General features: G+C 71.0%; 1 protein-coding gene. It reads left to right on the plus strand.

Going from position 1 to position 1,998, the window contains the following annotated elements:
- A partial coding sequence (gene tkt, locus SNE206_RS39880) for a transketolase (RefSeq protein WP_407918488.1) occupies positions 1-1,998 on the plus strand: 1,998 nt, incomplete at both ends.

The following is a 1,998-nucleotide window of genomic DNA, read 5'->3' on the forward strand; positions in this document are numbered from 1 at the left end:
CACCACGCCGACGAACGCTTTCGAATGGACCGACCTGGACCAGCGGACCGTCGACACGGCCCGGGTCCTGGCGATGGACGCTGTGCAGAAGGTGGGTAACGGGCATCCGGGTACGGCGATGTCGCTGGCCCCCGCTGCGTACGTGATCTTCCAGCGTTTCCTGCGTCACGACCCGACGGATCCCGCCTGGGTGGGACGTGACCGCTTCGTGCTGTCCCCCGGGCACACGTCGCTGACGCTCTACACGCAGCTCTACCTGTCGGGTTACGGTCTGTCGCTGGACGACCTGAAGGCGTTCCGGGTCGCGGGCAGCCGTACGCCGGGGCATCCGGAGCACGGGCACACCGCGGGGGTGGAGACGACCACCGGTCCGCTGGGGCAGGGCATCGCGAACGCGGTGGGCATGGCGATGGCGGCCCGTTACGAGCGGGGTCTGTTCGACCCGCAGGCGGCGGCCGGGGAGTCGCCGTTCGACCACACGGTGTGGGCGATCGTCTCGGACGGGGACCTGGAGGAGGGTGTCTCCGCGGAGGCGTCCTCGCTGGCCGGGCACCAGAGGCTGGGCAACCTGGTCGCGCTGTACGACGACAACCACATCTCGATCGAGGGTGACACGCAGACGGCGTTCTCCGAGGACGTCCTGGCGCGGTACGAGGCGTACGGCTGGCACGTGCAGCGGATCACGCCGAAGGCGGACGGTGACGTGGACGTGCACGCGCTGGCGACCGCGCTGGCCGCGGCGAAGGCGGAGACGGGGCGTCCGTCGATCATCGCGATGCGTACCATCATCGCGTGGCCGGCGCCGAACGCGCAGGACACCGCGAAGGCGCACGGCTCGGCGCTGGGTGATGCGGAGATCGCCGCGACGAAGAAGGTCCTCGGGTTCTCGCCGGAGAAGACGTTCGAGGTGTCCGAGGCGGTCGTGGAGCACGCCCGTGGGGTCGTGGGGCGGGGCAAGGCGGCCCGTGAGCGGTGGGAGGCCTCGTACCACGCCTGGCGTGCGGCGTCCCCGGAGCGTGCGGCGGAGTTCGACCGGATCCGGATCGGTGAGCTTCCCGACGGCTGGGAGAAGGCGCTGCCGGTCTTCCCGGCGGGCAGGGATGTTGCCACCCGGAAGGCGTCGGGTGACACGCTGAAGGCGATCGGGGCGCTGATCCCGGAGCTGTGGGGCGGTTCCGCGGACCTGGCGGAGTCGAACCTGACCACGATCGACGAGGAGTCGTCGTTCCTGCCGGAGGGCAACGCGCTGAAGTCGGCGTCGCCGTACGGGCGGACGATCCACTTCGGGATCCGTGAGCACGCGATGGGTTCGATCATGAACGGGATCGCGCTGCACGGGGGGACGCGGGTGTACGGGGGCACGTTCCTGGTGTTCTCGGACTACATGCGCCCGGCGGTCCGGCTGGCCGCGCTGATGAAGCTGCCGGTCACCTACGTGTGGACGCACGACTCCATCGGTCTGGGCGAGGACGGTCCGACCCATCAGCCGGTGGAGCACCTGGCCGCTCTGCGGGCGATCCCGGGGCTGTCGGTGGTGCGTCCGGGTGACGCGAACGAGACGGCGGTGGTGTGGCGCACGATCGTGGAGCGGCACACCAGCCACCCGGGTCCGGTGGGTCTGGCGCTGACCCGTCAGGGCGTGCCGACCTGGGACCGGGAGGAGTTCCACTCCGCGGAGGGTGCGGCCAAGGGCGGTTACGTCCTCGCGGAGGCGTCGGGCTCCTCGCCGAAGGTGATCCTGATCGGTACCGGGTCCGAGGTGCAGCTCGCCGTGCAGGCGCGTGAGGCGCTGGAGGCCGACGGCATCCCGACCCGCGTGGTGTCCATGCCCTCGGTCGAGTGGTTCGCCGAGCAGGACCAGGCGTACCGCGACAGCGTGCTGCCGCCGAACGTCCGGGCCCGGGTCTCCGTCGAGGCCGGCATCGCCCAGGGCTGGCGCGAACTCGTCGGCGACGCCGGCCGGATCATCAGCCTCGACCACTTCGGCGCCTCCGCCGA

Source organism: Kitasatospora sp. NE20-6 (assembly GCF_045862635.1).